The sequence below is a fragment of the Lacisediminihabitans profunda genome (assembly GCF_008040105.1).
GTDB lineage: Bacteria > Actinomycetota > Actinomycetes > Actinomycetales > Microbacteriaceae > Lacisediminihabitans > Lacisediminihabitans profunda.
The window spans coordinates 37,388-58,447 of record NZ_VRMG01000008.1 but is presented as its reverse complement, the minus strand read 5'-3'; the positions used below and the strand labels follow the sequence as shown (position 1 = coordinate 58,447).

Below are 21,060 nucleotides of genomic sequence, written 5' to 3'. Positions count from 1 at the left end.
TATCTGTCGTGCAGGGATGACTCAAGTCTGACGCTTCCGCGCACGCCCTCGCCCTCGATTCTGGAAACGGGGGCACGCGCACCGGGGCGGTGCATCGGGCGGCCGCCCTTCTTCGCGCGGGAGGCCTGTGACAGACTCTCGGCATGAACGACACCGAGTGGGAGAAGCGGCTGGCCGAACAGTGGGCGTCGATCGACGAACTCCCCGAGGAGGAGTTCCTGGCCGGCATGGACCGCCTGGTTGCCGAACTGCCGGCGGGGAGCGCCATCGGCAGGTTCGAGCGGGCGGGCGCCCTCGACGCCACCGACCACCCCGACCTCGCGGTTCCCCTCTACCGGGAGGCGCTCGACCTCGGACTGCACGGCAAGCGCAGACGGGAGGCCGTGATCCAGCTCGCCAGCTCGCTGCGCAACATCGGCCGGGCCGCCGAGAGCGTCGAGTTGCTCACCGCAGAACTCGCCGTCGGTTCGGAGGAACTCGAGGACGCCGTCATCGCGTTCCTCGCCCTCGCCCTCGCCGACCTCGGTCGCGAACGTGAGGGGCTGTCCCTCGCGCTCACCGCCCTCGCGCCGCATCTGACCCAGTACCAGCGCTCGCTCGGCAACTACGCCCAGGCCTTGCTCAGCGACGACTCCGGGTAGCGGCCGGCGAGGGCCACTGTTACCCACCGTGTCGGCCGCCCACGGGACACCGGCGTGACTCGGCTAGCGTCGAAGGCGATGTCAGACACGATTCGAAACCTGCTCACCGAGAACCGCCGCTACCCGGCGCCCGCCGGATTCGCCGCCGCGGCCAACGTCACCGAGGAGTGGCTCGAGGCATCCCCCGTCGACCCCGTCGAGTTCTGGGCCGAGCAGGCACGGCGACTGGACTGGGCGCAGCCGTGGCACACCGACCACAGCTGGGCGCCGACGCGAGGGGACGGCGACGAGACATCCGTTCCGCGCGCCGAGTGGTTTGCCGGCGGACGGCTCAATGTCGCGGTCAACTGTGTCGATCGCCACGTGGCGGCCGGCAACGGGTCGAAGGTCGCGTTCCACTTCGAGGGAGAGCCCGGGGACCGGCGCAGCATCGACTACGCGGAGCTGCAGCTCGAGGTGTCCCGGGCGGCGAACGCCCTCACCGCGCTCGGGATCGTGGAGGGCGACCGGGTGGTCGTCTACCTGCCGGTGATCCCGGAGACGGTGATCATCACCCTCGCGATCGCCAGGATCGGCGCCATCCACTCCCTGGTCTTCGGCGGGTTCTCGGCCGAGGCGCTGCGTTTCCGGGTGGAAGACACCGGGGCGAAACTCGTGGTCACCACCGACGGGCAGTACCGGCGCGGGGCGGCCGTGCCCGTGAAGGCGGCGGTGGATGTCGCGGTGGACGGCGTCGAGTCCGTGGAGCACGTGCTGGTGGTGCGCCGCACCGGCGGCGAGGTGCCGTGGACTCCGGGCAGGGACGTGTGGTGGCACGAGGTCGTCGACACGGCCTCGGACACGCACGAGCCGGAGTTCTTCGACGCGGAGACACCGCTGTTCATCATCTACACCTCGGGCACGACGGGCAAGCCGAAGGGGCTGGTCCACACCTCCGGCGGCTATCTCACCCATGCCTCCTGGAGCCACTGGGCCGTCTTCGACGCGAAGGACTCCGACGTGTACTGGTGCACGGCGGATCTGGCCTGGGTCACCGCCCACAGCTACGTTCTCTACGGCCCGCTCTCCAATGGCATCACCTCGGTCATCTACGAGGGCACCCCGAACACGCCGAACCGGGCCCGCCACTTCGAGATCATCGAGCGCTACGGGGTCACGACCTACTACACCGCCCCGACGCTCATCCGCACATTCATGACCTGGTTTCCGGAGGGCGTGCCGGATGCCCACGACCTGTCGAGCATCCGCCTTCTCGGTTCGGTGGGCGAGGCCATCAACCCAGAGGCGTGGGTCTGGTTCCACGAGAAGATCGGCGGGGGCCGCGCCCCGATCGTGGACACCTGGTGGCAGTCGGAGACCGGGGCCGCGGTGATTGCGCCCCTGCCCGGAATCTCCACGCTCAAGCCGGGGTCGGCGCTCGGCGCCCTGCCCGGGCTTCGCGCCCTTGTAGTGGACGGCGACGGCGACGAGGTGCCGCACGGCTCCGGCGGGCTGCTCGTGATCGACGGCACCTGGCCCGGCATGGCGCGCACCGTGTGGGGAAACCCCGGCCGCTACCGCGACTCCTACTGGACCCGATTCGCGGCGCAGGGCTACTTCTTCTCCGGGGACGGCGCCAAGTACGACGACGACGGCGACATCTGGCTGCTCGGAAGGGTCGACGACGTGATCAATGTCTCGGGCCACCGGCTCTCCACCATCGAGATCGAGTCGGCGCTGGTGTCCCATCCGCTCGTCGGCGAGGCCGGGGTCGTCGGCGTGTCTGACGCCACGACGGGGGAGGCGATCGCGGCCTTCATCATCGCCTCCGCCGACGTTCCGGGGGATCTCGTCGCCCGGCTGCGCGCCCACATCACCACCGAGATCGGGGCCATCGCGAGACCCCGCGACGTCTTCGTCGTGCCTGACCTGCCGAAGACCCGAAGCGGCAAGATCATGCGAAGACTGCTCGCCGACATCGTGGACGGCCGTGCGCTCGGCGACACGACCTCGCTCCAGGACGAGTCGGTGCCGGCCCAGATCGCCGCGATTGTCGCGGCGACCCGGAACGGCTAAGACGAAGGATCTGGCCAGTCGCGCTCGACGATGGTCGTGCCCATCACCGTCATGGTGTCGGCACCGGGTGCCGCGGACGGGGAGGAGGCGGTCATGCCCGCACTCTCCCGCACCCGCGGCAGCCCAGCCCGATGGTTAGGTGTACCAGCTCGGTTCGGGCACCTCGCCCAGCAGCACGTACTGGCCGACCTCCCGCTTCTTGTACGGCAGCGGGTCGTGCAGGCTGTGGGTGCGCAGGTTGCGCCAGAAGATGTCCAGCCCGACGGAGTTCGCGGATGCCCGAGCCCCGGTCAGCTCGAAGACCTTCGTCGTCGTCTCGAGACCGTCCTCGACGATCCGGAGTTTGGCGGCCGCGACCTGCACCGCGATCTCACCCCGTCGGCGCTCGGTGAGGTTCTCCCGCGCGTCGTGCAGCACCGCGCTGATCTCCGCGCCCGCCCGGTCGATGAGCGCCTCGTCCGCCCACAGCTTCGACTGCAGCTGGCCGTAGCCCTCGAGGATGTACCACTCGTCGCTCGCGCGCTGCTTGTCGTCTCCGCCGTACGGCCAGGCCCGGGACCTGGAACGCGTGTAGGCGGTCGCCGTCTCGAGCGCGCCCTGCGCGATGCCGAGGTAGAAGTTGGCGAACACCAGCTGGATGGCGGGCACGTTGAGCGTGTTATAGGTGAGAGGCTGGAAGACCTTGCCCACGAAACCGGCGGCGGAGGCCCAGTCGACCCGCACGCCCGTGATCTCGACCGATCCGGACTCGGTCAGACGCTGGCCGAGGTTGTCCCAGTCCCCGGCGAAGACGATGCCGGGCTGGGCCGTGGGCACGATCGCGAAGATGTGGGTGTCCGTGCCGTCGAGCACTCCCTCGAGAACTGTCAGGTCGGAGACCTGGCCGCCGGTGGAGAACGACTTGCGGCCGGTGAAGACGAGCTGGTCGCCATCCTCGGTCACGGTCAGGTCGCTGTCGCGGGGGTTGACCGCGCCGCCGAAGAGCAGGTTGCCCACGGTGTAGAGCTCCTCGACGGCGGCGATCTGCTCGTCGGTGGCGACGAGCCTGGCCGCCCAGGCCCACAGGTAGTGGTAGCCGAGAAGCTGCCCGATGGATCCGTCGCCCCTCGCGACCTCGCGGATCACCCGGTACGCGGTGTCCCAGGTCTGGCCGCCTCCGCCGTGCACCGTCGGGCCGAGCAGGGTCACGAGCCCCGACTGCTTGAGCACACGCACCTCGGCGAACGGGGTCCCGTTGGCGTTGTCGCGGTCGACGGCATCGGTCGCGAGGATGTCGGCGACCTCGCGGGCGCGGGCGAGCCAGCCGGCCGCGTCGGTCGGCGGCTCGGTGCCGATCCAGGGGTCGTCGAGCGATGCGGCGACGGTGGCGGTGTCTGTCATGGGGGTTCTCCTTGCGTGCGATGGATGGACCGGCCGGGGCCGTGACCGACCGTAACCGTGCCGAACGTAGCCGTGATGCCGCGCGCGCCGGCCAGCGTGACCACGTGTGACGGGCCGTGACGGTTCATGACTACCGACGTTGACGGGGCGAGAAGGACGGCGCCGGCGGCACCAGCGTTCGGCGGAGGCGACTTCGGGTTCTAAGCCGCCCGGCCGGTGACGTCGGCGAGTTCGGTCGATCCGAACGAGACGCTCTGGCTGACGTGCAGCGCCACGTCGCCGTCCCCGAAGCGCAGGGTGAACTCGAGGGCGAAGGGAGTGCCGCTGTACTGCACCCGCGCGCGCCAGGTGGTCTCGTCGATCCAGGCGGCCGACGCGGCGACCGGAACGGCCGGGTTGCTGTCGGCGGGAATGATGCCGCTGCCGAAGAACGGGGATACGCCCCCCACCCACTCGCCGCGTCCGCAGCGGATCGCGGTCTCGCCGTCGGCGGTGGTGATCCTCAGCTCGGCCGGGTCCGCGGAGGGGTCGACGGCTATCGATCGGAAACCCGCGTCGTTGGCCGGGAGCACGAATCGCACTCCGGCGACCCGATCGGCGACGGCCGCCACCGACTCGGTGCCGCCGCCGGGATGCGGCAGTTCCAGCTGTTCGAGGGTCGCGAGGAGCGCGCGGTGCGCGTTCTCGTCCTCGGGGAGCTGGTCGGTTCCGAAGGACGGGAGCAGGTGCTCCCAGAGCGCGGTCAGCGCCGGTAGAGCCTCGGTCAGGCCGCTCGTGAGCATCAGCACGGCATCCTGATCCTGCAGCACGAAACAGAGCTGGCCGAAGGCGCCGTCCGCACGGTATGCGCCGTGCTGGCTGCGCCAGAACTGGTAGCCGTAGCCCTGGGTCCAGTCATCCGGCACTGTCGGATCGCCGTTCGATACCTGGGCGGAGGTCGCGGCGGTCACCCAGTCGGTCGGCACGAGCTGCGCGCCGTTCCACTCGCCTCGCTGCAGGTAGAGCTGGCCGAAGGTGGCCACGTCCTCGGTGGTGAGGGCGAGGCCCCAGCCACCGACGTCGATGCCGCGCGGGCAGGTCTCCCAGGTGGCGCCCGTGATGCCGAGCGGCGCGAACAGGCGCGGGGTGAGGTAGTCGAGCAGGCGTTCCCCGGTGAGCCTCTGCAGGATGGCGGAGAGCAGGTAGGTCGCGCCGCTGTTGTAGACGAAGACGGTTCCCGGCGTGTTCTCCACCGGCTCGGCAAGGATCGCGCGCGCCCAGTTGTCGTCGTCGCCTCGGTCGATCGCCGCCAAGGTGTCCGCGGCGTGGCCCGTCGACATGGTCAGGAGATGGCGCACCGTCATGGCGGCGAGGTTGTCGCCGACCAGGGCGGGGGCGTCATCCGGCAGGAGGGCCACGACGGAATCGTCGAGCTCGAGGAGCCCCTCCGCCACCGCGAGCCCCACCGCGGCGGAGGTGAAGCTCTTGCTGATCGAGAAGAGGGAATGGGGCTGATCCGCACCGTATGGCCGCCACCAGCCCTCCGCGACCACGCTCCCGTGTCGCACCAGCATGAGGCTGTGGATGTCGTGGGCGGTCGATTGGAGGGCCGCGACGAAGTCGGCGACGGCGGTCGACGCGATGCCCTGCGCCTCGGGGGTGCTGCGGGGGAGTGCGGGCATGCTGGTGGCTCCAGAGGTAGTTGACGCGCAGGTCTATCGAGATATCAGGACAGCGCCGGGATGACCTCGCGCTCGAACAACTCGAGGCCGGACCGGTCGTATGCCGCCTCCGGAAAGTAAAAGATGCCGTAGTCGAGACCGCGCTTCGTCATGTCGGCGAGGCGCTCGGTCACCTGCTCGGGCGTTCCGACCGCGAGGGCGCCGCCCGTGTACTCGCCCACGAACGCCTCGGTCTTCTCCTCACCCAGGTAGGGCAGCACCCGTGCCCGCACCGCGGCGATGCGTTCGGCCACCTCGGCCTCGTCGCGCCCGACGATCACGTTGTAGTTGGCCGACCTGGTGATTGCTCCGAAGTCGGTTCCGGCATCCGCGCAGTGGCCGCGGAGGATCGCGCTCTTGTGCTCGAAGCCCTCGGGGCTTCCGTCGAAGTTCGTGTACTGCGCGTACTCGGCCGCGATGCGCAGGGTCACCTTCTCGCCGCCTCCAGCAACCCAGATCGGGATGCCGCCGCGTTGCAGCGGGAGGGGGCGAACGATGGCGCCGGCCACCTGGTAGTGCGTGCCGTCGAGGGTCGCGGAGCCGGTGGTCCAGGCCTGGCGCATGATGTCGACCCCCTCGCGGAGGCGTCCGAGCCGCGTGCCGACGCTGGGAAAGTCGAAGCCGTACGCGCGCCACTCGTGCTCGTACCAGCCCCCGCCGATCCCCATCTCGGTGCGTCCACGCGAGATGATGTCCACGGTGGCGGCGACCTTGGCGAGGTAGGCCGGGTTGCGATAGCTCATGCAGGTGCACATCTGGCCGAGCCGCACCCGGGTGGTGGTGGCCGCGAAGGCCGACATGAGCGTCCACGCCTCGTGGGTCGCCTGCTCGGAGGGAACCGGCACGGTGTGGAAGTGGTCGTAGACCCAAATCGACTCCCACTCCCCGGCATCTGCGTGCTGGGCCAGGGCATGCATCGCGCCCCACTGCTCGGCCGGATCGATGCCGACGAGGTCGTGACGCCAGCCCTGGGGAATGAAGAGTCCGAATCGCATGCTGTCCAGCTTACGAAACGAGACGGTGCAATCAGCCTGTCGCGGTGACGAATCCGCCCTTCACCATGAATTCGTAGGCGACCGCGGCCGGCTCAACTGGCCCTGCCGGTGCGGAATGCCCTTCGCGCCGGGAGGGGTCAGTGACCGGCCGGAATCTCCACGCCCTCGGGCAGCGCGGTCTTGCGGATGAAGAACGCCGCGGGGATCGCGAACACCGAGATCGCCGCCCCGTAGAGCAGCGCGGTGTGCACTCCGGAGGCCGTCGCCTGAGTCTGGGTCGAGCCCTCGGCGAGGCGTCGCAGGGCCCCGGATGACATCACCGAGACGAACAGGGCGGTGCCGGCCGCGCCGGCGAGCTGCTGCACCGTGCCCACGATCGCGCTGCCGTGCGAGTAGAGCTGCGGTCGCACCGCCGCGAGACTCGCGGTGAACAGCGGGGTGAAGAGCAGGGCGAGACCGATGCTCAGGGTGACGTGCGCCGCGAGCACCATCCAGATCGAGGAGTTGGAGTCGAGCAACGTCATCGACCAGAGCACGGCGCTGACGATGACCGAGCCGGTGACGAGCAGGGCCGTCGGGCCGATGCGGTCGTAGATGCGACCGACCCACGGGGCGAGAAGGCCCATGATCAGGCCGCCGGGCAGGAGCAGGAGGCCGGCGGTCAGGGTGTCGATTCCGAGCACCGTCTGCATGTAGATGGGCAGCAGGATCAGGGTGCCGAACAGCGCCATCATGCTGATCGAGAACATCACGATCGAGAACGTGAAGGTGCCCGAGGTGAAGGTGCGCAGGTCGAGCAGCGCCCGGTCGTCGCGCTGGAGTCGAAGCTGGCGCAGCACGAAAACGGCGAGAGAGACGACCCCGAGGCCGAGCGGCAGCCAGGATTGCAGGGGGCTCGTCGCGGTGCTGATCGTGCTGAGTCCGTAGACGAGTCCGCCGAAGCCGACGGCGGAGAGCACGACCGAGAGGGAGTCGACTCGCGTCTTGCGCGGCACGGTCACATTCTTCATGAGGGTGCCGCCGACGATGAGGGAGACGATCGCGATCGGCAGCACGATGATGAACATCCAGCGCCAGTCGAGCACGGTGAGGATGAGCCCGGAGATGGTGGGACCGATGGCCGGCGCGACCGAGATCACGATGGAGATGTTGCCCATCATGCGCCCACGGGTTGCCGGCGGCACCAGGGTGATGACGGTCGTGATGAGCAGCGGGAACATGATCGCCGTGCCGGTGGCCTGCACGACGCGGGCAAGCAGCAGCACCTCGAAGCCGGGGGAGACGGCGGCGATGAGGGTTCCGGCGCTGAACAGGCTCATCGCCGTGATGAAGAGGGGCCGCGTGTTGAACCGCTGCAGCAGGAAGCCGGTGATCGGGATCACGACGGCCATGGTGAGCATGAAGGCCGCGGTGAGCCACTGGGCCGAGCTCGCCGGGATGCCGAGGTCCCGCATGAGACTCGGCAGGGCCACGCCCATGATGGTCTCGTTCAGGATCACCACGAAGGTCGAGATCAGCAGCAGGGTGATCACGAGTCGGTTGCGCGCGTCGAGCGACTGGGCCCCCCGCGGCGTCTCTGATGCGGTGAGGGAGACGGAGGTTTCGGTCATCAGGGAGTCCCGTCGGAAGAAGTCTGGCTGTCACGAAGTGAGAAAGTGTGTGGGGCGAGCGATGGCGCTGCTAACCCGAGCGCTCGGACAGCCTGCTTTATTCCACCGACATTCGATTTCTTTCCCGACTTCCCCCTCTTGAAGTCGGGCCGGACGCGTTGTACATTGCTGTAATCAATCAAATAGTTGATAAACAGATAGGTTGATTACGGTGAACGAGAGTGAGGACCGGCTCGATCGGGCGTTCCTGGCCCTCGCCGACCCGGTGCGCCGCAGTCTCATCGCGCGCCTGTCGCGCGGCGAGGCGACCGTGAATGAGCTCGCCGAGCCGTTCGTCATCAGCAAGCAGGCCGTGTCGAGGCACATCCAGGTGCTGGAGGCCGCGGGCCTCATCACCCGCACCCGGGACGGCCAGCGTCGGCCGTGCCACCTCGCCCCGGCGGCCCTCGAGTCGCTCACCGCCTGGATTGACACCTATCGACTCATCGCCGAGCGGCAATACCGCCGTCTCGACACCGTTCTCAACACCATGAAGGAGAAGGAATCATGACCAATCCCACCACCATCACCGCGCAGCCCGGCACGCCGTTCCTCGACATCGTGCGTGAGTTCGATGCCCCCCGCGAGAAGGTCTACCGCGCCTACACCGACGCGGCACTCGTCACCCAGTGGATGGGTCCGCGCCGGCTCAGCATGGATCTCACGTCCTGGGATGTTCGCCCCGGGGGCTCCTGGGGCTTTTTCAACCGCGACGCCGATGGCACGGAATACCAATTCCACGGCGTCTTCCATGCCGTCACGCCGGGGGAGCACATCCTGTGGACCTTCGAGTTCGACGGCGCTCCGGGCCATGTGAGCCTCGAATCCATCGACTTCGACGACCTGGGCTCACGCAGCAGGGTCCGGATCCACGCGGTCTACCAGTCGGTCGAGGATCGGGACGCCATGGCGGCCGGGGGCATGGAGAGCGGAGTCACCGAGGGATTCGAGCGCATGGACGAACTGCTCCAGTCCGTCTCCGCGCGCTGACCGGAGCCGGTCAGGCCGGGTCCTCCGCGACCGGTGTCAGCACGAAGACCGGGATGACCCGGGACGTGTGTTCCTGGTATGACGCGTACTCCGGGTAGGCCGCGACCGCGCGCTCCCACCAGGTCGACCGCTCGTCGCCGGACAGCTCGCGGGCGACGAAGTCGCGCTTGACTGGCCCGTCCTGCAGTTCCACCAGCGGGTTGGCCAGCAGGTTGAAGTACCAGACCGGATGCTTGGGGGCGCCCCCGAGGGAGGCGACGACCGCGTAGTCCCCGTCGTGCTCCACGCGCATGAGCGGCGTCTTGCGCAGTTTGCCGCTCTTCGCGCCGACGGTCGTGAGCACGACGACAGGCATGCCGCGAAGCGTCGTGCCCTCGGTGCCCCCCGAGCTTTCGTAGAGGTCGACCTGGCGCGAGGCCCAGTCCGCGGTTCCCCGCTGGTATTCTCCGGCCAGAGGCATGTCGATCCCTTCCCTCGGCGTTCCGCGCGCCGCTACTGTTACTCCATATTTCGGCCGCGCTGCGCTTTCGGCCGCGCGCCCCTCACGATGGTCTCATGCCCCAGAACCCGCAGCGCCAGATTCGATTCAATGCCTTCGACATGAACTGCGTCGCGCACCAGTCCTCAGGAATGTGGCGCCACCCCGATGACCAGTCCTGGCGCTACAAGGACCTCACCTACTGGACGGAGCTCGCCAAGCTTCTCGAGCAGGGCACCTTCGACGGGATCTTCATCGCCGACGTTCTCGGCACCTATGACGTCTACGGCGGATCCAACGAAGCCGCGATCCGTCACGGTGCCCAGGTGCCCGTCAACGATCCGGTGCTCCTCGTCTCGGCGATGGCGCTCGTCACCGACCACCTCGGCTTCGGCATCACGGCGGGAACCGCGTACGAGCACCCGTACCCGTTCGCCCGGCGCATGTCCACCCTCGACCACCTCACCAACGGGCGCGTCGGCTGGAACGTCGTCACCGGCTACCTTCCGTCGGCGGCGCGCAACATGGGCCACGAGGACCAGCTCGAGCACGACGACCGCTACGACGTCGCCGACGAGTACCTCGAGGTGCTCTACAAGCTCTGGGAGGGGTCCTGGGAGGACGACGCCGTCATCCGCAACCGCGAGACCGGGGTGTTCACTGACCCGAGCAAGGTGCACGAGATCGGCCACAAGGGCAAGAACTTCACGGTTCCGGGCATCCACCTCTCCGAGCCGTCGACCCAGCGCACGCCCGTCATCTACCAGGCCGGCGCGAGCCCGCGCGGCATCGCGTTCGCGGCGGGCAACGCGGAGGCGATCTTCGTCGCCGCCTCGACGAAGGCGGGGCTCAAGGAGACGGTGAAGAAGATCCGGGATGCCCTCGAGGCCGCCGGTCGCGACCGTTACTCCGCGAAGATCTACACGCTCCTCACGATCATCACCGACGAGACAACCGAGAAGGCGAAGGCCAAGCACGCCGACTACCTCACCTACGCGAGCGAGGAGGGCGCCCTGGTGTTCATGTCGGGCTGGATGGGCATCGACCTCTCGCAGTACGACCTCGACGAGCCGATCGGAAACGTCAAGAGCAACGCCATCCAGTCGACCGTGGCCAACTTTCAGAAGGCGAACGAGGACGGCAGCGAGTGGAAGGTGCGCGACATCGCGCGACTCGGGGCCATCGGCGGCCTCGGCCCGTTCATCGTCGGCTCGGGCGAGGAGATCGCCGACCAGCTCGAAGAGTGGGTCAACGAGACGGATGTCGACGGCTTCAACCTGGCCTACGCGATCACGCCGGGCACCTTCGAGGATGTTGTCGAGTTCGTGATCCCCGTGCTGCGGGCGAGGGGTGTCTATCCTGACGCCTACGCCGAGGGGACCCTGCGCAACAAGCTGCACGGTCGCGGCGACCACCTGCCGACGGAGCACAAGGGGGCGAGTTTCCGGGTGGGAGGCCCGGCCTCCACCTCGCCGAGGTAGCCCGGCTCAGGTCGTTTGTTCCTTCGTCACACCCGAGATCAGGGAGTCGACGAGCCCGGGGAACCGGGCGTCGAGGTCCTCTTTGCGCAGACGCGTCTCACGGTTGCGCCCCGTCACTCGTGTCATCGTGACTCCTGCCTCGCGCATCACCTTGAAGTGGTGCGACAGCGTCGACTTGTGCAGGTCGAGGTCGTAGACCTCCGCGCGGCACGCATGATAGTCGCCGTCGCCCATCACGGCCAGGAGCCGCAGGCGCGCCGGATCGCTCAGCGCCTTGAGCACCTCCACGAGGTCGATCTCCTCGACTGACGGGTGTTCGAGAACCTCGCTCTCCACGGGGCTCCTCTCCGGATTAGTTTGACACATATAAAACTGTTGCCTACACTCAACGGTATGACTTCCATCAAACAGTACTCTTCCGCGCGAGAGAAAACCACCGGCAGGCTCCTCCTGCTCGCGGCGGGAACGTTCGTGGTCGGCACCGGCGGGTTCGTGATCGCCGGCCTCCTGCCGGGAATCGCGCTGAGCCTTCGGGTGCCCGAGACGAGCGCCAGCCTGCTCATCACCATCTACGCCCTCGTCTTCGCGATCGGCACCCCGATCATCTCGATGCTCACCGGCCGCGTCTCGCGCACGACCCTCATGGTCGCCGGCCTCGGCCTCGTCACCGTCGGCAACATCCTCACGGCGGTGCTGCCCACCTTCGAACTGGCCATGGTCGCGAGAGTGATCACCGGCATCGGCGCCGCGGCATTCGTGCCCGCGGCCACGGCATCCGCCGCCGCCATCGCCGCGCCCGGGCGCAAGGGTCGCGCCATCTCGCTGGTCACGGCGGGATTCACCGCGGCCACGGCGCTCGGCGCGCCGATCGGAACCGCGATCGGCGCGCTCGGCGGCTGGCAGACGGCGCTGTGGTTCGTCGTGGCGCTCGGCGCGTTGGTGGTTGTCGGCACAGGGCTCCTGTTGCGCCGAATCCCGCTCCCCGCCGCCCAGACGATCCGCGAACGTTTCGCCCCGTTGGCAAACGGCCGGATCGCGATCACCCTCCTGACGACGTTGCTCATCGTGGCCGGGCAGTACAGCGGATACACCTTCTTCGGCAGCGTGCAGGACCGTGCGACGGGCGGCAGCGGCACCGTGCTCGCCCTCCTGTTGTTCGTCTACGGGCTCTTCGCGACCATCGGCAACCTCCTCGCCGGTTCGCTCGCCGACCGATTGGGCAACAGGGTCGTGCTGAACGTCGCCGTCGTGGTGCTGCTCGTCGACTTCCTGGCCATGCCACTCGCCGACGGCTCGCTCTGGAGCGCGAGCATCCTCATCGCGGTGTGGGGACTCTCGGCCTGGGCCGCGCTCCTCGCCGTGCAGCACCGTGTGGTGGAGATCGCGCCCGGGGCGATTGCGTGGAATTCCTCGGCGACCTTCTTCGGCATCGCCCTCTCCGGCCCGCTCGGCGGACTGGCGATCTCCACGGCCGGGGCGCACAACCTCACGCTCGTCGCGGCCGTCGTGGTGGTTCTCGCCCTGGTCGTCGGTGAGGTCAGTCATCGCCTCGTCGTGCGTCAGGCGCGGCGAGCCGCCGAGTCGCCCGCCGAGGTGGATGGCGCCCGGCCGCTGCTCGCCGCCTAGGTCCTCGTGTCCCACGCTGATGCTGCGTGGTCGTGGACCTCGACCCCGTCGCGGCCGCCCCGGACGCCTTCCGCTGCATACCGGTCGCCGCGACGACGGTCGCCGGAGGCTGGACCTTCTCGGCCCTCTGGTTGTGCCGCCTAGTTGTGCCGCCCGCGTCGGCCGGGCGTGTTCTGCAGGACGGGCCCCGGTGGTGTGGGTGCCTACCCCGCAGACTCCAGTTCTGCAGGACGGCTTGTGCAGGACAGCTTCTGCAGGAAAGCTTGTGCAGGACAGCTTGTGCAGGACACGGCAGGGGTGTGGCGATCCGAAGGGTCCCGGTCTGCGGGATGCTCCCGTCGTTCTGCACCTATCGTCCTCGCTATCTGCCCGAGCCGCCCTGCACAACCAGTCCTACCGTCCTGCAGAACCCGTCCTGCAGAACTGGAGTCTGTGGGGTGGGCACCCGTGGACGCCCGAGCCGTCCTGCAGAACGCGTCCTGCAGAACTGGAGTCTGTGGGGTGGGCCCGTCTAAACGCCCTCCCGGCATGGCTCCACGAATGCAATCACCACAGGCCACACACCGCGATCGAAGCCCGCCCACCTATCGCCGCGGGTATCGGACTAGGGTCGGCTGCATGGCGTATCTGGTGGAAACAATCGGAAAACTGGTCACCTCCCTGGGAATCACGGCGAGCTACGGCGAGAAGGTGACGATCGACGGAGCGGAGGTCGTGCCGGTCGCACTCGTCTGGTTCGGGTTCGGCGGCGGCAGCGACGAAGGGGGCGAGTCCCGCGAGGCGGGCGCCGGTGGCGGCGGCGGGGCAACGATACCGATCGGCGTCTACACCGGTGGCATCAACGGACCGAGATTTCAGCCCAACCTCGTGGCGTTGATGGCGGTATCGATCCCCCTCACCCTCGTGGCGGGCAAGGCGCTCTCGCACATCATCCGGGCTCTCAAGAAGTAGCGCGACGCCCGCGGTTCAGTCCGTGGGGTAGGCCACGCCCGAGAGTTCCTCCGACACGCTCCAGAGCCGTGCGGCATCGGCCGCGTTGCGGGCGCGCCGCGGAACCCTCGCGGGCGCCGGTGCGCCGGTGAGCTCGGCGAAGCCGCCCGGACCGTAGTAGCCGCCACCCGCCGCGTCGGGGCTCGTCGATGCGTAGAGCGCCGGCAGGATGCCCTGGGGAACCTCCTGCCAGAGCCAGCGGATGCGGTGGCTCGCCTGATTGAGGGATTGCAGCGCCCTCGACCCCGAGCCGCCGAGCGTCGGGCCGGTCACCTGCAGATTGGTGATCGTGGCGCCGGGGTGGGCCGCGGTGCTGCGGATGCCCCAGCCGGCTTCGGCGCTTCGGCGCTGGAGTTCCCGGGCGAACAGGAGCGTCGCGAGTTTGGAGAGGCCGTACGCCCGCTGGGGGCGGTAGCGCCGCTCGCTCTGCAGGTCGTTCCAGTCGAGCCGTCCCGACCGCGCGAGGATGCTGCTCAGGCTGAGCACGCGCGGCGCCGGGGCGGCGCGAAGAAGCGGCAGGAGGTGAGCCGTGAGGGCGAAGTGCCCGAGGTGATTGCTCTCGAACTGCAGTTCGAGGCCGTCGGCGGTCTCCTGGCGGGTCGGCGGCATCATGAGTCCGGCATTGTTGAGCAGGAAGTCGATCGGCCGCCCGAAGGTGGTGAGCCGCCGGCCAGCCGCCGCGACACTCGCGAGCGAGGAGAGGTCGACATCGAGGATGCTGAGCTGCGCCCCGGGCACCTCGGCGCGCAGGCGGGCGATGGCGTCGACTCCCCGCTGACGGTTGCGCACCGCGAGCACGACCTCGGCACCGGCCAGCGCGAAGCGGCCGGCGAGGCCGAATCCGAGCCCGCTGTTGGCGCCCGTGATCACGGCGAAGGTGCCGGTGAGGTCGGGAACGGCGATATCCGCCACCGTGCGTGCCATGTTTCTTCCCCCGTGGTTCGACTGCCCTCTGGATGCTACAGACTGCCGCGTGATCGGGCACGCGACGCACGAGCGGGCGGCGAGATCGGATTTATGCAACGCAATGTGTGGAAAACCGCGTGGTGAATATTACTGGCCCTATGATTGTCGCAATCCGTTCGCACGCGCGGCATTCGACCTGCCGCCACCTCGGCCCGACCGCTTGGCACACCATGAACGAACTCTTGCCGCTGGTGCTCTGGCTTGGCCTTGCCCTTGCCATCGGTGCGGCATCCACCGGCGCGGTCGCCTTCGTGCTCACCCGCAATCGTCGCAAGTCTCCCGCGCGTCGGCGCTGACCGCGGGATCACCAGCCGAGGGTGCCCGGTTCCCCCTTGAACGCCCCGACGACCCTGGAGGTGATCCAGCCGCCGTAGAAGTCCCCGGCCTGAGGGCTGACCCGCTCGCCCGCCACCTCGCAGGATTCCATCGCCGACGGATAGACCGCCACCCGATCGGCAAGCGATTCGAAGCCGGGACTCGGCCGGGGATAGAACCAGGCGGCCGCGACTGCTTCGTGCTGGCCGGTGCGCACGGTCAGGTATCCGGCGGCGCCCTTGAACTCGCAGAAACTCGCGCCGGCCGCCGGAACGAGGGTCCCGGGCGCGAAGGCGGCGCGAGGCAGGTAGTACACCGGCGGATGGCTCGTCTCGAGCACTCGCACGGCGTCGGTGGTGTCCACGATCGTCTCGCCGCCGAATCGGATCACGACCCGGTCGGTGGTCGGTTCCACCCGAGGCGGGCGCGGGTAGTCCCAGACAGATTCCTGGCCGGGTTGCGGTTCGATTCTTCGGATGGCTGCTCTCGTCACAGGAACATTCTTATGCGCCCCGGCCGGGATTGTGCTGGGCGCGGACCGGCCGGCTCGCCCCGACCGCCGGGCGTCGTCTACTCTCGACCTGTTGCGACTGAAGGGCATTCATGGATTCCGTGGTCACCATCATCTGGATCGTCTCCTTCGTCCTGGTGACCGTCACCGTCACCGGACTCTCCCGCAAGGTCGGCTGGTCGGCGCCGATCAGCCTCGTCGCGGTCGGCGCGATCGTCTCGTTCGTGCCGGGGGTGCCCCAGGTGCACCTCGAGCCAGACCTGGTGCTCTACGGCCTGTTGCCGCCGCTCCTGTTCGCCGCGGCCATCCGCACCTCGATCATCGACGTGCGGGCTCGCGGCGACAGCATCCTCGCCCTCTCGGTGGGCCTCGTGCTGTTCACCGTCGTCACGGTGGGCTTCTTCACCTGGCTCATCGTTCCGGCCATCACCCTCGCGACCGGATTCGCCTTCGCCGCCGTCGTCGCCCCGACGGATGCCGTGGCCGTCACCGCGATCGCCGGGCGCCTCAGGCTTCCGCGACGGCTCGTGACGATCATCGAGGGCGAGAGCCTCTTCAACGACGCGACGGCTCTTGTGGCGCTCTCGGCCTCGATCACCGCCATCGTCGGGGTGCTCAACCCGTGGGCGGTCGCCGGCGACTTTGCGCTCGCCGTGATCGTGGGGATCGCTGTCGGCGTCGCCGTCGGGTTCGGGGTCTCGGCGATTCGCAGCCAGCTCAAGGCGCCGGTGCTCGACACCTGTCTGTCCCTGGTCACCCCCTTCGTCGCCTTCATCCCGGCGCAGTTGCTGCACGGCTCGGGCGTTCTCGCCGTCGTGACCGCCGGGCTCATCGTCGGGCAGAAGGCGCCAGTGGTGCAATCTGCCGAGGCGCGCATCGCAGAGTCGCTCAACTGGCGCACCATCCGCTTCATGCTCGAGAACTCGGTGTTCCTCTTCATCGGACTCAACCTGTACTCGATCACGACCGCCGCCGCGAGTTCCGGCATCGGTGTCTGGCAGACGGTGGGCATCAGCCTCGCGATGCTCGGCTTCCTCCTGCTCGCCCGGTTCGTCTGGGTGCTGCTCTCGACTCTGCGCTTCACCCTCGTGCCGACGCGGTTCCGGGATCGCGGTTGGAGCTGGAAGAACACCTTCGCCGTCGGGTTCTCCGGCATCCGCGGTGTCGTCACGCTCGCGGCCGTGTTCCTGCTGCCTGAAGAGACCCCGCAGCGGCCCTTCCTGCAGTTCCTGGCCTTCGCGGTTGTCGTCGGCACGCTGCTCGAGGGCCTCGCGCTGCCGTGGATCATCCGCCGGCTGAAGCTGCCTCCTCCCAACAGCGCCCAGGAGCGCACGGAGGCCCAGATGCTCATGGCCGAGGCCCGTGACGCGGGCATTTCCTGGCTCGACGCCGAGGCCTCCGACTTCGATAGCGAGGCGGTACTTCGGCGGCTGCGGGCGGATGCCGCCCTCTACGACGACGAGTTGGAGAACCCGAAGCCGGTCGGTGACGAGTCGTCGCCGGCGGCATTCGGCCGGCTCCGGCTGTCGATGATCATCGCCGAGCGCCAGGCGGTGCTCTCCGCTCGGGCCGCGGGGCGCTACCAGGAGAACGCCGTGCGGGCCGTGTTGGCGGCGATCGACGCCGAGGAGATTGCGCTTCGCGTGATCGGCCGGAAGATCGAGATCGACGAATAGTCGGTCGAAGCCATCCGGACGCGACCCGCGCTCGCCTCGTCGAGGAACTCGCCGCCACGTCCGTGCGGGCCTAGAAGCGAGAGGCCGCGCGCGCCTTCGAGCTCCGCCAGGGTCGCCCCCGGCTCACAACTGTCGCCGCTTCGAGTCGATCGAGACCGGTGGAGTCAACTGGCGCTCGTCCTCCTGCGCCGGTGTCGCGGGGACCGTTTCCGCGAGGCGGCGCAGCGCGCCGGCGGATTCCGACCCGGACTCGGCGTGGAAGATCACCAGGGTCTGCCCCTCCGTGCCCGCGATCGCGAGCTTCTCGTACTGCAGGTCGAGGGGCCCGACGATCGGATGCTGCAGCAGCGTGACGCCGCTGGCCTTGGGCCGCATGTCCTGTCTCGCCCAGAGCCGGCGAAAGTCGGCGCTGCGCACGGACAGCTCGCCGACGAGCTGGGTGAGGTCCGGGTCGTCGACGTCCGGGCCGACGAGCGCGCGAAGTCCGGCCACGGTTCGGGCGACCATGTCGTCCCAGTCCCGGTTGAATTCGCGCATGGTCGGATCGAGGAAGGCGGCGCGCAGCCCGTTGACACCGGGGGTGTAGATGGGCGAGAGGGCCATCGCGAGGGGGTTGGCGGCGAGCACGTCCATGAGGCGGCCCTGCACGAAGGCGGCCTGGTCCGTCCAGGACGCGATGAGGTTCTGCATGCTCGTCGACGCGCGTTCTCCCTCCGGAGCGGCTCGTCGGCGACCACTTCCCGGGTGGGCGAGGCGGTGCAGGTGCGCGGTGGCGTGCTCGTCGAGTTGGAGCGCCCTGGCCAGGCCGCGGAGCACCTGCTCCGACGGGTGCGCGTCGTCGCCCTGCTCGAGCTGCAGGTAGTACTCGGTGCTGATGCCGGCGAGAGAGGCGGCCTCGTCGCGCCGCAGGCCCTGCACCCGGCGACGATTCGTCTGGGGGAGTCCGGCATCCTCTGGAGTCAGGATTTCACGCCTCGCGCGCAGGTATTCGCCGAGGCGGTTGCCAGATTCCATGGGTCAAGACTACGCAGTGGCGAAGGGCTCGTTCGGCGTGTCGGAGGCCGGGCGGGCAAATCTCCACCCGTTCTCCACCCCAGGGCGGTGTCCTCCGGCTGGACGGTTCGCGAGGCTGGGAGTGTCCATCACATTCACCGAAGGAAATCCAGGCCCATGACTCTCCAGACCCTCGCCAACGCCGCCCTGATCCTCATTCTGGTCGGATGGATCGGCATCCGCCAACTGACCTGGCGGCCCATTCTGGTCGGGAGGATGTGGCGGTTGCCGATCGTCTTTGCCGCGATCGGGCTCTTCGCCCTTTCCGGCTCGCACGGCGCATCGTCGGTGACAGCGGTAGACGCCGCGCTTCTCTCTCTCGAACTGGTCGTCTCCCTCGGGGTCGGGGCGGCGATGGGTGCTCTCGCCACCATCCGTCCGCTCTCGTCCGGCGACGGTGCCCCGGACGCGCCTCGATTCGAGAGCCGCACGGGATGGGTCGGACTCGCCCTGTGGTTCGTCTTCATCGGGGTGCGGGTCGGCATCGACGTCTGGGCCGGCGCCCTCGGCTCCCACCTCGCAGCGTCCACCGGAGTCATCTTCGTCATGGTCGCCGCCAACCGCGTCGCTCGCACCGCGGTCATCGGTTTGCGGGTGTCCCGGCTCGCGACTGTGGCACCCGTGCCCGCCGGGGCGCGATGATGGGGAGATGACCATCGAGAAGGCGGCAGGCGCCATCGCCGATGCGACCCCGACCTGGTTGAGCCGTTCGCTCAACCTCCTCGGGGTCATCGTCGTCGCCTACTACCTCGCGCTGGACTTCCTGCACTCCGTTCCCGTCCTGGTCGCAGTCCCGGCGGCCGCGTCGCTGCTCGCCTGGGCCGCCGCTGCCGTTCTGCCGGGCCGGTACCGGGCCCCCCTCTCCGTGCTTCTCGGAACGATGGTCGTCGGTGGGTCGATTGCGGCGGTGCCCACCAACGGCCTCGCAATAGTCCCGGCGACGGTGGCGGTGCTCCGACTGTTCGCCGAACCGCGCCGACCGATCTGGCACGGTGCCGTGGGCGGGCTGACGGCAGCGGCGTGCCTGGCCGTCGCTGCGCTGGTGTTCCCCATTCCGCTGCTCGGCCTCGTCGCCATGGAGGGCGGCGTGCTCGTGGCTGCACTCGCGGGGATCAGCCGCCGGCAGTTCCGGACGGCGGAGGCGCAGTCCCGTGCCCTCCTCGAGGAGCGCGTCGCGATCCAGGAGGAACAGGCCCACGGCGCCGCGCTCGCCGAGCGTCAGCGAGTGGCGAGGGAAATCCACGACGTGCTCGCTCACAGCCTCGGCGGTCTCGTGATCCAGTTGGATGCCGTCGAGGCGTTGCTCGAGGCCGGGGAGGCCGGAGCGGCCTTCACCCGCGTGCGGGACGCGCGGGCGCTCGCGGCGAGCGGACTGTCAGAGGCGCGCCGTGCGGTCGACGCGCTGCGCGACGATCGGCCGGGCGAAGCAGTGGACGGGGCATCCATCGTCCGTGACCTCGGCGACCTCGCCGAGGCGCATCGCGCCCTCGGCGGTCGGATCGACTTCACCAGCTCCGGCGCCGAACGGCCGCTGCCCGCCGACGAGGCACAGGCCCTCGTGCGGGCCATGCAGGAATCGCTGACGAACGCCCGCAAGCACGCCCCGGGTCAACCCGTCGCGGCGACGCTCGAGTGGACGCCGGACTCGGTGTCCCTCGTGGTCTCCAACCCGATGGTCCGCCCGGTGGACCGCGGCTCGGCCGATCCGCAGCCCGGCGGCCATCACGGGCTCGAGGGCATGATTGAGCGGTTCGACGCCGTGCGGTCGGGAAGCGTCACGGCGGGGGAGTGCGACGGCGACTTCGTCGTCAGGGCGCTCGTGCTCCGCTCGTGAGCGCCGACCTCATCCGGGTGCTCGTCGTCGACGACCAGGCCATCGTGCGCGACGGCCTCGTCACCGTTCTCTCCCTGCTGCCGGACATGGAGGTGGCGGGGGAGGCGGCAGACGGCGAGCAGGCGGTGCGCCTCGCTGCCGAACTCGCCCCGGACGTGATCCTGATGGACCTGCGGATGCCCGTGCTCGACGGCACAACCGCGACGGCGCGCATCCTCGCGCAACGCCCCGAGTCGGCGGTACTCGTGCTGACGACCTATGCCGACGACGAGTCCATCGCCGGCGCGCTGCGGGCTGGGGCCCGCGGCTATCTCAGCAAGGACGTCGGGAGGGCCGAACTCGCGGCCGCGATCCGGGCCGTCGCCCACGGGCAATCGACGTTCTCGCGCGAGGTCGGCGACCGCGTGATCGGGGGGCTGTCCGGCGGCGAGGCCGGTCGCCTGTCGCCCGCGGCCCTGCAGGAACGATTCGCTGCCCTCACGCGACGGGAGGCGGAGGTGCTGGCCCTCGTCGCCGAGGGACTCAGCAACTCGGAGATCGCGGCTCGACTCTTCGTCAGCATCGCCACCGTGAAGACCCACATCAACTCGATCTTCGCCAAGCTCGCCGTGAGGGACCGCGCGCAGGCGATCGCCGCCGCGCGCTCCTGAGCGCGTGGTTCTCAGGCCGAGTTGATCGAGCCCGACCTCTCGAACCTTCCTGAGGCCCCTAGTTCTCCAC

At 69.0% G+C, this 21,060-nt stretch carries 21 protein-coding genes; 12 read left to right on the top strand and 9 right to left on the bottom strand.

What is annotated here, in order from left to right; translation table 11 throughout:
* The first annotated feature begins 143 nt into the window (after positions 1 to 143).
* A complete protein-coding gene (locus FVP33_RS11190) occupies positions 144 to 641 on the top strand; it encodes a tetratricopeptide repeat protein (protein ID WP_147783754.1) in 498 nt (165 codons plus the stop codon).
* Between the two features lie 78 nt (positions 642 to 719).
* Positions 720 to 2,696, top strand: coding sequence for an acetate--CoA ligase (acs, locus tag FVP33_RS11185; protein WP_147783753.1), 1,977 nt, complete (start codon positions 720 to 722; stop codon positions 2,694 to 2,696).
* Between the two features lie 135 nt (positions 2,697 to 2,831).
* On the opposite strand, the gene FVP33_RS11180 is transcribed toward acs, so the two are convergent.
* The 4 genes from FVP33_RS11180 to FVP33_RS11165 all read right to left on the bottom strand — a co-directional run bounded on the left by FVP33_RS11180 (position 2,832) and on the right by FVP33_RS11165 (position 8,381).
* Positions 2,832 to 4,076, bottom strand: a complete 1,245-nt coding sequence (locus FVP33_RS11180) for an acyl-CoA dehydrogenase family protein (protein WP_147783752.1) — start codon at positions 4,074 to 4,076, stop codon at positions 2,832 to 2,834.
* A 200-nt stretch (positions 4,077 to 4,276) separates the two neighbouring features.
* A complete protein-coding gene (locus tag FVP33_RS11175) occupies positions 4,277 to 5,737 on the bottom strand; it encodes a serine hydrolase domain-containing protein (RefSeq protein WP_147783751.1) in 1,461 nt (486 codons plus the stop codon).
* A 44-nt stretch (positions 5,738 to 5,781) separates the two neighbouring features.
* Complete coding sequence (locus FVP33_RS11170; RefSeq protein ID WP_147783750.1) at positions 5,782 to 6,771, bottom strand: LLM class F420-dependent oxidoreductase; 990 nt, start codon at positions 6,769 to 6,771, stop codon at positions 5,782 to 5,784.
* A 137-nt stretch (positions 6,772 to 6,908) separates the two neighbouring features.
* A complete protein-coding gene (locus tag FVP33_RS11165) occupies positions 6,909 to 8,381 on the bottom strand; it encodes an MDR family MFS transporter (RefSeq protein WP_147783749.1) in 1,473 nt (490 codons plus the stop codon).
* Positions 8,382 to 8,592: 211 nt separating this feature from the next.
* On the opposite strand from FVP33_RS11165, the gene FVP33_RS11160 reads away from it, so the two are divergent.
* Entirely contained in the window at positions 8,593 to 8,931 is a 339-nt protein-coding gene (locus FVP33_RS11160; RefSeq protein ID WP_147783748.1) for an ArsR/SmtB family transcription factor, read from the top strand.
* Complete coding sequence (locus tag FVP33_RS11155; protein WP_147783747.1) at positions 8,928 to 9,410, top strand: SRPBCC family protein; 483 nt, start codon at positions 8,928 to 8,930, stop codon at positions 9,408 to 9,410. Before FVP33_RS11160 ends, FVP33_RS11155 begins: the two co-directional genes overlap by 4 nt.
* Before the next feature lie 10 nt (positions 9,411 to 9,420).
* Here the strand turns inward: FVP33_RS11155 and FVP33_RS11150 are convergent, their stop codons facing one another.
* Positions 9,421 to 9,870, bottom strand: coding sequence for a nitroreductase family deazaflavin-dependent oxidoreductase (locus tag FVP33_RS11150; protein ID WP_147783746.1), 450 nt, complete (start codon positions 9,868 to 9,870; stop codon positions 9,421 to 9,423).
* 95 nt (positions 9,871 to 9,965) lie between these two features.
* On the opposite strand from FVP33_RS11150, the gene FVP33_RS11145 reads away from it, so the two are divergent.
* Positions 9,966 to 11,369: an LLM class flavin-dependent oxidoreductase gene (locus FVP33_RS11145; RefSeq protein WP_147783745.1), complete on the top strand. Its 1,404-nt coding sequence runs from the start codon at positions 9,966 to 9,968 to the stop codon at positions 11,367 to 11,369.
* A gap of 6 nt (positions 11,370 to 11,375) precedes the next feature.
* Here FVP33_RS11145 and FVP33_RS11140 read toward each other — a convergent pair whose 3' ends face one another.
* A complete protein-coding gene (locus tag FVP33_RS11140; protein ID WP_246142307.1) occupies positions 11,376 to 11,705 on the bottom strand; it encodes an ArsR/SmtB family transcription factor in 330 nt (109 codons plus the stop codon).
* A 57-nt stretch (positions 11,706 to 11,762) separates the two neighbouring features.
* Between FVP33_RS11140 and FVP33_RS11135 the strand changes: the two genes are divergently transcribed.
* Together FVP33_RS11135 and FVP33_RS11130 are read left to right on the top strand one after the other, a co-directional pair.
* Entirely contained in the window at positions 11,763 to 12,995 is a 1,233-nt protein-coding gene (locus tag FVP33_RS11135; protein ID WP_147783743.1) for an MFS transporter, read from the top strand.
* Positions 12,996 to 13,625: 630 nt separating this feature from the next.
* Entirely contained in the window at positions 13,626 to 13,946 is a 321-nt protein-coding gene (locus FVP33_RS11130; protein ID WP_246142306.1) for a hypothetical protein, read from the top strand.
* Positions 13,947 to 13,961: 15 nt separating this feature from the next.
* Here the strand turns inward: FVP33_RS11130 and FVP33_RS11125 are convergent, their stop codons facing one another.
* Positions 13,962 to 14,909 (bottom strand): SDR family oxidoreductase, encoded by a 948-nt coding sequence (locus FVP33_RS11125; protein ID WP_147783741.1) that lies wholly within the window; start codon positions 14,907 to 14,909, stop codon positions 13,962 to 13,964.
* Positions 14,910 to 15,121: 212 nt separating this feature from the next.
* On the opposite strand from FVP33_RS11125, the gene FVP33_RS20100 reads away from it, so the two are divergent.
* Positions 15,122 to 15,247, top strand: coding sequence for a hypothetical protein (locus FVP33_RS20100; protein WP_281289385.1), 126 nt, complete (start codon positions 15,122 to 15,124; stop codon positions 15,245 to 15,247).
* Positions 15,248 to 15,255: 8 nt separating this feature from the next.
* Here the strand turns inward: FVP33_RS20100 and FVP33_RS11120 are convergent, their stop codons facing one another.
* Entirely contained in the window at positions 15,256 to 15,759 is a 504-nt protein-coding gene (locus FVP33_RS11120) for a DUF427 domain-containing protein (RefSeq protein WP_246142305.1), read from the bottom strand.
* Between the two features lie 110 nt (positions 15,760 to 15,869).
* Here FVP33_RS11120 and FVP33_RS11115 point away from each other — a divergent pair, with 110 nt between their 5' ends.
* Entirely contained in the window at positions 15,870 to 17,453 is a 1,584-nt protein-coding gene (locus tag FVP33_RS11115) for a cation:proton antiporter (RefSeq protein WP_147783739.1), read from the top strand.
* A gap of 123 nt (positions 17,454 to 17,576) precedes the next feature.
* On the opposite strand, the gene FVP33_RS11110 is transcribed toward FVP33_RS11115, so the two are convergent.
* Positions 17,577 to 18,467, bottom strand: coding sequence for a helix-turn-helix transcriptional regulator (locus FVP33_RS11110; RefSeq protein ID WP_147783738.1), 891 nt, complete (start codon positions 18,465 to 18,467; stop codon positions 17,577 to 17,579).
* A gap of 156 nt (positions 18,468 to 18,623) precedes the next feature.
* Between FVP33_RS11110 and FVP33_RS11105 the strand changes: the two genes are divergently transcribed.
* Genes FVP33_RS11105 through FVP33_RS11095 form a run of 3 tightly spaced genes read left to right on the top strand, consistent with a single transcriptional unit; the run spans position 18,624 to position 20,990 of the window.
* Positions 18,624 to 19,148 carry a hypothetical protein gene (locus FVP33_RS11105; RefSeq protein ID WP_147783737.1) on the top strand — a complete coding sequence of 175 codons (525 nt, stop codon included), beginning with the start codon at positions 18,624 to 18,626 and terminating at the stop codon, positions 19,146 to 19,148.
* A 7-nt stretch (positions 19,149 to 19,155) separates the two neighbouring features.
* On the top strand, positions 19,156 to 20,340 hold the full coding sequence (locus FVP33_RS11100; RefSeq protein ID WP_147783736.1) for a sensor histidine kinase: 1,185 nt from the start codon (positions 19,156 to 19,158) through the stop codon (positions 20,338 to 20,340).
* Positions 20,337 to 20,990, top strand: coding sequence for a response regulator transcription factor (locus tag FVP33_RS11095; RefSeq protein WP_246142304.1), 654 nt, complete (start codon positions 20,337 to 20,339; stop codon positions 20,988 to 20,990). The genes FVP33_RS11100 and FVP33_RS11095 overlap by 4 nt, the downstream gene beginning before the upstream one ends.
* Positions 20,991 to 21,060: the final 70 nt, after the last annotated feature.